At 57.0% G+C, this 6,123-nt stretch carries 6 protein-coding genes; 5 read left to right on the top strand and 1 reads right to left on the bottom strand.

The window, feature by feature from the left end; genetic code table 11:
* Positions 1-102: 102 nt before the first annotated feature.
* A complete protein-coding gene (locus B2W96_RS09110) occupies positions 103-243 on the bottom strand; it encodes a hypothetical protein (protein ID WP_293009975.1) in 141 nt (46 codons plus the stop codon).
* Between the two features lie 115 nt (positions 244-358).
* Here B2W96_RS09110 and mltG point away from each other — a divergent pair, with 115 nt between their 5' ends.
* The 5 genes from mltG to sigE all read left to right on the top strand — a co-directional run bounded on the left by mltG (position 359) and on the right by sigE (position 6,064).
* A complete protein-coding gene (gene mltG, locus B2W96_RS09115) occupies positions 359-1,531 on the top strand; it encodes an endolytic transglycosylase MltG (protein ID WP_293009976.1) in 1,173 nt (390 codons plus the stop codon).
* Positions 1,518-2,744: a peptidase U32 family protein gene (locus B2W96_RS09120; protein ID WP_293009977.1), complete on the top strand. Its 1,227-nt coding sequence runs from the start codon at positions 1,518-1,520 to the stop codon at positions 2,742-2,744. The genes mltG and B2W96_RS09120 overlap by 14 nt, the downstream gene beginning before the upstream one ends.
* Positions 2,745-2,774: 30 nt before the next feature.
* Entirely contained in the window at positions 2,775-4,172 is a 1,398-nt protein-coding gene (locus B2W96_RS09125) for an NAD(P)/FAD-dependent oxidoreductase (protein WP_293009978.1), read from the top strand.
* Positions 4,173-4,451: 279 nt separating this feature from the next.
* Positions 4,452-5,336 carry a sigma-E processing peptidase SpoIIGA gene (locus B2W96_RS09130; RefSeq protein ID WP_293009979.1) on the top strand — a complete coding sequence of 295 codons (885 nt, stop codon included), beginning with the start codon at positions 4,452-4,454 and terminating at the stop codon, positions 5,334-5,336.
* 23 nt (positions 5,337-5,359) lie between these two features.
* On the top strand, positions 5,360-6,064 hold the full coding sequence (sigE, locus tag B2W96_RS09135) for an RNA polymerase sporulation sigma factor SigE (protein WP_293009980.1): 705 nt from the start codon (positions 5,360-5,362) through the stop codon (positions 6,062-6,064).
* The last annotated feature ends 59 nt before the right edge of the window (positions 6,065-6,123 follow it).

Genomic DNA, 6,123 nt, shown 5'->3' on the forward strand with positions numbered 1-6,123 from the left:
AGAAGAGGTGTGGAGTAAGATGGAGAAATATCTGTAAAGCTTGTCCTCTTTATGTTCTGGGAAAACGGGACGCAGTGCGTCCCGTCTGCCCGTGGAGGTGGATCAGCAGCAGTTGTCGTTGCAGCCGCAGTTGTTGTTTCCGCAACTGTTTCCATTGAATCCGTTCCCGCAGCAGCAGAAGAGAAGAACGATGATGATGAGCCACCAGCAGGAGTTGTTGCCATTCCCCGAGTTAAAGCACATGGATTTGTCACCTCACTTAAAGTCTTTGTGATAGTCTATGCACGGGTTTGCAAAAGGGAGACTTGGCCATTAAAATTTTCTTAACGCGGCAAAATCACAGGAGGTATGACAGGTTATGTCCGAATATAACAATCAGGAAACCGCAAGCTGGGATGCGAAGCAGGTTCGCCGGGAGGGCGGACGTCCGTCGTCTTCCGGTCATGGAGAGCGGGGAGAAGGTCCTCACCGCCGTCGCCGCCGCAGGCGGTTTCTCAGCGGGTGGAAATATGTGTTGTTTGTGTTGCTGACTTCTGTGCTGGTGGCGGGCCTTGGCTGGCTGCTGGTGAATGATTTTTGCGCCTTCAGCAAGCCGGATGTCACTGCCACTGTTGAAATCACGGCGGACGACAATTTGAAAACCGTTTCCAACAAGCTCAAGGACGCGGGGCTCATTCAGTACAAGTGGTTTTTCCGGCTCTTCGGCGGATTTGCCGACGCCAACGAAAAGATTGGTATTGGCAACTATGAGCTGAGTACCGAGATGGACTATATGGCGCTGATCAACGCCATGCACAACTCCTCCGGCGGCATGAACACGGACACCGTCCGCGTCACCATTCCCGAGGGGTACACCGTCCGGCAGATCATTGCACTGCTGGCGAAGAATAATGTCAACACGGAAGCGGCCCTCACCGAGGCCGCCCAGAACAGCACGTTTAATTATGATTTTATCGACAACACCTCCAAGGAGCTTTCCCGGCTGGAGGGATATCTGTTCCCGGATACCTATGATTTCTACGTGAACGAGAAGCCCGAAAGCGCCCTGCGCCGCCTGATTTCCAACTTCTCCGCGAAGATGGACGAAGATATGATGGCGCAGGTGGAGGCATCCGGTTACAGTCTCAAGGAGATTGTCACCATCGCCTCCCTGATTGAAAAGGAGACGGCTGGCGGCGATCAGGCCACCATTGCCTCTGTCATTTACAACCGACTGGCGGACACCGGAAGCCATGGAACCTATAAAATGCTGCAAGTAGACGCGTCGCTGCTATATGCCATCCCGGATCATGAGGGCGTCATTACCAATGACGACAAAAAGGTGGATTCTCCGTACAATCTGTACAAATACGCGGGCCTACCGCCTACGCCCATCGCAAATCCGGGTCTGAAATCGTTGCAGGCGGCGCTGAGCCCCGAAACCACCGGATATTATTTCTACGCGCTGGGCAAGGACAGAACGCACTTTTTCTCCGCCACCCTTCAGGAGCATAACCAGTTTATCAACAGCGATCAGTATGTCGGAAATTAAGCTTCCGGAGTTGCTTTGCCCCGCGGGGGACATGGAGCGGCTGAAAATGGCTGTGGCCTATGGGGCGGATGCGGTATATCTGGCGGGCACCAGCTTTGGAATGCGGTCCTTTGCCGGGAATTTTTCCGACGGAGAACTGCCCACCGCAGTGGAATATGCCCACAGCCGGGGCGTGAAGGTCCACTGCACGGTGAACACTGTGCCCCGCAACGACGAGGTTGCAAACCTCCCGGCGCATCTGGAAACGCTCCAGAGCGCCGGGGTGGACGCGCTGATTGCGGCGGATATGGGTGTGTTTGCGTTGGCGGGAAAATATGCCCCTCTGTGCCAACGGCACGTTTCCACGCAGGCGGGCATTGCCAACTATGAAAGCGCCCGGGCATGGCACGATTTGGGTGCAAACCGGGTGATTCTGGCCCGGGAGCTGAGCTTGGAGGAGATCCGGGAAATCCGAATCAAAACGCCGAAATCACTTGAGGTGGAGTGCTTCGTCCACGGGGCCATGTGCGTGAGCTATTCGGGCCGGTGCCTTTTAAGCAACTATATGACCGGGCGGGATTCCAACCGGGGCGCCTGCGCCCAGCCCTGCCGGTATCAGTACGCACTGATGGAGGAAAAGCGCCCCGGCGAATATTTCCCGGTGTTTGAGGATGAGCAGGGGACCTACATCATGAATTCCCGGGATATGTGCATGATTGACCATCTGGACGACCTGTGTGCCGCTGGGATTGACAGCCTGAAAATCGAGGGCCGGGCAAAGTCAGCCTATTACGCGGCGATTGTCACTGGCGCGTACCGCCGCGGCTTGGACGCAGTGGGCGCGGGGGAGCCGATCGACCCCGTGTGGCGGGACGAGGTGGACCACGTCAGCCACCGCCGCTATTCCACCGGCTTTTTCTACGGGCCGCCGGGGCAGTACGTGGCCGACTCCCGGTATATTCGGGAGTGGCAGGTGCAAGCCCTTGTCACCGATTGCGACGAAGTGGGAAACGCCACGCTGTCCCTGCGCAATAAGCTGACATGCGGAGCACAGGTGGAGGTGGTGGGACCGGACTGCCGTCCCTTTGCCATGACCGTGCCGGAGCTGAGGGATTCGGACGGTTTGGCGGTTCAGGAGATTAAAACGACTCAGGCCGTATTTCATATGAAGCTGCCCCGCCCCGTGCCGCCGCTGTCTTTGGTGCGGCACGCTGTGGAGCTTTCAGAAAAGTAAACGCCAGCCAGGAAAATAAGGAGAGAAACGATGAACGCAGACGTTGTGATTGTGGGTGCGGGCCCGGCCGGTATTTTTACCGCGCTGGAGATGCTCAAAAAGGGCAGTAAACAGAAAATTGTGATGGTGGAGAAGGGTCAGAGCGTGGAAAAGCGCCATTGTCCCAAGGACAAAACGGGCTACTGCGTGAACTGCAAGCCCTATTGCCACATTACCACCGGGTTTTCCGGCGCGGGGGCCTTTTCCGACGGAAAGCTGTCTCTCTCCTATGAGGTGGGCGGCGACCTGCCCACGCTGGTGGGCGAGGATCTGGCGCAGGAGACGATCAACTACACCGACAAGATTTATCTGGACTTCGGCGCGGACGAGCATATCGAGGGCCTTGGCAACGACCTTGAGCGCAAGGAAATCCGCAAGCACGCCATCCAGGCCGGACTGAAGCTGGTGGACTGTCCAATCCGTCACCTTGGCACGGAGAAGGCCCAGAGCCTTTATTTTGCCATCGAGCGGTATTTGCAGGAGCATGGCGTGGAAATCCTGTTCGGGTACGAGTGCTCCAATCTTATTCTGGAGAACGACGTGTGCAAAGGTGTTTCCATTTCCAACGGGAAGACGGAGCAGGAGATTCTTGCGAAGCATACCGTGGTGGCCACAGGCCGTCGGGGCGCGGACTGGCTAGAGCGTCTTTGTGCCGAGCACAATATTGCCCACGCTCCCGGCACGGTGGACATCGGCGTGCGGGTGGAGGTTCGCAACGAGGTCATGGAGATGGTGAACCGGGTGCTGTATGAATCCAAGCTGGTGGGCTATCCCCGGCCCTTCAAGAACAAGGTCCGCACCTTCTGCCAAAATCCCGGCGGCTTTGTCTCTCAGGAGAATTACGACAACAATCTGGCGGTGGTGAACGGCCACAGCTATAAAAATCTGAAAACAGACAACACAAATCTGGCCATTCTCTGCTCCCATAATTTCAGCGTTCCCTTTAATCAGCCCATTGCCTACGCACAGAAGGTGGGCGAGCTGACCAACATGCTGGGGGATGGGCATATTATGGTCCAGCGCTTCGGCGACATTCTGGACGGCAAGCGGACCTGGCCCAAGGAACTTGCCCAGTCCAACATTCGCCCCACTCTGCCGGACGCCGTGGCGGGGGATATTACCGCCGCCATGCCTTACCGCTCCATGGTGAACATCATCGGCTTTATTCAGGCCATGGACCATGTGGTTCCCGGATTTGCCTCCACGGAGACGCTGCTGTACTCTCCCGAGCTGAAATTCTATTCCAATCGGGTGAAGATGGACACCGACTTCAACACCAGCCTGATGGGGCTTCACTGCCTGGGGGATTCCTCCGGCTGGACCCGGGGGCTGATGATGGCCTCCGTGATGGGAACCCTCATGGGCCGGAAAATTGCGGAGGAGGGCTGAAGCCTTTCCATTGACAGCTCAACAAAGCGAAATGGGAAGAGCGGGGTGCGAATTGCCCGCTTTTAAAGGGAAAATAGTCAAATCAACCCGAATATGAGTTAAAAGGGCGCGGAACGTATTGTTCCGCGCCCTTTTTTATGCAGATACCTCCGACGGCAGTCGTATATTTTTTTCCGTTGTCAAGCCTGAATTTTACTTTGATTGCGACCTGATTTTTGCACCGGCTGTCCTATAATGGGGGATACACAGCCACATGATGCGGGGAGGGATTGGCGAAAGATGACGGTGGTGTACATAGACAGCGTGTTCGCGCTGAACGCGCTGGCGGACTATCTGTTGGTATATTCCGCCGCCCAACTGGCGGGCGCCAGACTGCGAAGACTGCGGTTTCTTCTGGCGGCGCTGCTGGGGGGCGCATATGCAGCAGCGGTATTTCTGCCGGGGATGGGCTGGCTGACCGTTCCGCCGGTGAAAGTCGCGGCGGGCGTGCTGATGGCACTGGCGGCCTATGGCGGAGAGCCGCGCTTTTTGCGGCTGACGCTGCTGCTGTTTCTGGTGTCCTGTGGGTTTGCCGGGTGTGTGCTGGCGCTGGGATTGGCTGCCGGCCGGGGCATGCCCATGGAAAACGGGATTTTCTATACGAATGTGGACACAAGAGTCCTGCTGATTTCGGCGGCGGCGGCCTATTTGGTGCTGGCGGTGGTTTTCCGGGCCAGTGCCCGCCGCAGCGGGGCAGGGGGATTTCTTGTCCCGGTGACGGTGGCCTTTTGCGGCACACGCGCCGCGCTGACGGCCCTGTGCGATACCGGGAACACACTTCGGGACCCCGTAACAGGCAGGCCGGTGTTGGTGGCCTCGGCGGAAAAGCTCAAGCCGCTCTGGCCGCCGGAGCTGGGCCCGTTGCTGACGCCCAACGCCCTTCGCGCCCCCGCCCAGACGATGGAGCGGTTGGCGGGCGCCGGTGCAGATATCGCGCGGTTTCGTCTGCTGCCATACAGCGCGGTGGGCGTGGAGAGCGGTTTGCTGCTGGCGGTCCGTCTGGATTGGGCCAGCGTCAATGGAAAACGGCAGGAACGGCTGCTTCTGGCTCTGTCACCCACCTCGGTGGGGGATGGCTGCGACGCCCTTTGGGGCGAACTGGAGGGATATAAACCGTGCCGATAAAGATGAAAGGGAGGACCGAGAACATGCCGCATTGGCTGGAAACATTCAAAAGGCTGCTCCGCCGCTTGGGACTGCTGCCCCGGACGCCCGTCCACTACATCGGCGGCAGCGACACCCTGCCCCCGCCCCTGACCCGGGAACGGGAGACGGAGCTTTTATCGCGCATTGAGGACACGGAGGCCCGGCAGGAATTGATTGAGCACAATCTGCGTCTGGTGGTGTACATTGCCCGCCGCTTTGAGAATACAAAAATCAACATCGAGGATTTGATTTCCATTGGAGCAATCGGTCTGATTAAGGCCGTGGAAACTTATAACCCCAATAAAAATATCAAGCTGGCAACCTATGCAAGCCGTTGCATCGAAAACGAGATTTTGATGTATCTGCGCAAAAACGCAGGGCGGAAGGGGGAAGTTTCCTTTGACGAACCGCTGAATACCGACTGGGATGGCAATGAACTGCTTCTCTCGGATGTGCTGGGAACGGACGCGGACGTGGTAATGCGCCCCATTGAGGACGACGTGGACCGAAGCCTTTTGACCTCCGCTCTGAAAATTCTTTCGCCCCGGGAGAAAGAAATTATCACCTTGCGCTTTGGGCTGAACGGAGGACAGGAGCGAACACAAAAAGAGGTGGCTGACCGTTTGGGCATCTCCCAGTCATATATCTCGCGGCTTGAAAAGCGGATCATCCAGCGGCTGAAGAAGGAAATTCTTCGTCTCAGCTAATCAATATACTGATAAATAGTTTAACTTTACATCAATTGGAATTTAGTAGTAAGGGCCAC

Source organism: Oscillibacter sp. UBA6647, assembly GCA_002455655.1.
Lineage (GTDB): Bacteria > Bacillota > Clostridia > Oscillospirales > Oscillospiraceae > Oscillibacter.

Excerpts from the sequence above, each read along its gene's own strand:
- B2W96_RS09110 (WP_293009975.1), bottom strand. The coding sequence starts at position 243 with ATGTGCTTTAACTCGGGGAATGGCAACAACTCCTGCTGGTGGCTCATC.
- mltG (WP_293009976.1), top strand. The coding sequence starts at position 359 with ATGTCCGAATATAACAATCAGGAAACCGCAAGCTGGGATGCGAAGCAG.
- B2W96_RS09120 (WP_293009977.1), top strand. The coding sequence starts at position 1,518 with ATGTCGGAAATTAAGCTTCCGGAGTTGCTTTGCCCCGCGGGGGACATG.
- B2W96_RS09125 (WP_293009978.1), top strand. The coding sequence starts at position 2,775 with ATGAACGCAGACGTTGTGATTGTGGGTGCGGGCCCGGCCGGTATTTTT.
- B2W96_RS09130 (WP_293009979.1), top strand. The coding sequence starts at position 4,452 with ATGACGGTGGTGTACATAGACAGCGTGTTCGCGCTGAACGCGCTGGCG.
- sigE (WP_293009980.1), top strand. The coding sequence starts at position 5,360 with ATGCCGCATTGGCTGGAAACATTCAAAAGGCTGCTCCGCCGCTTGGGA.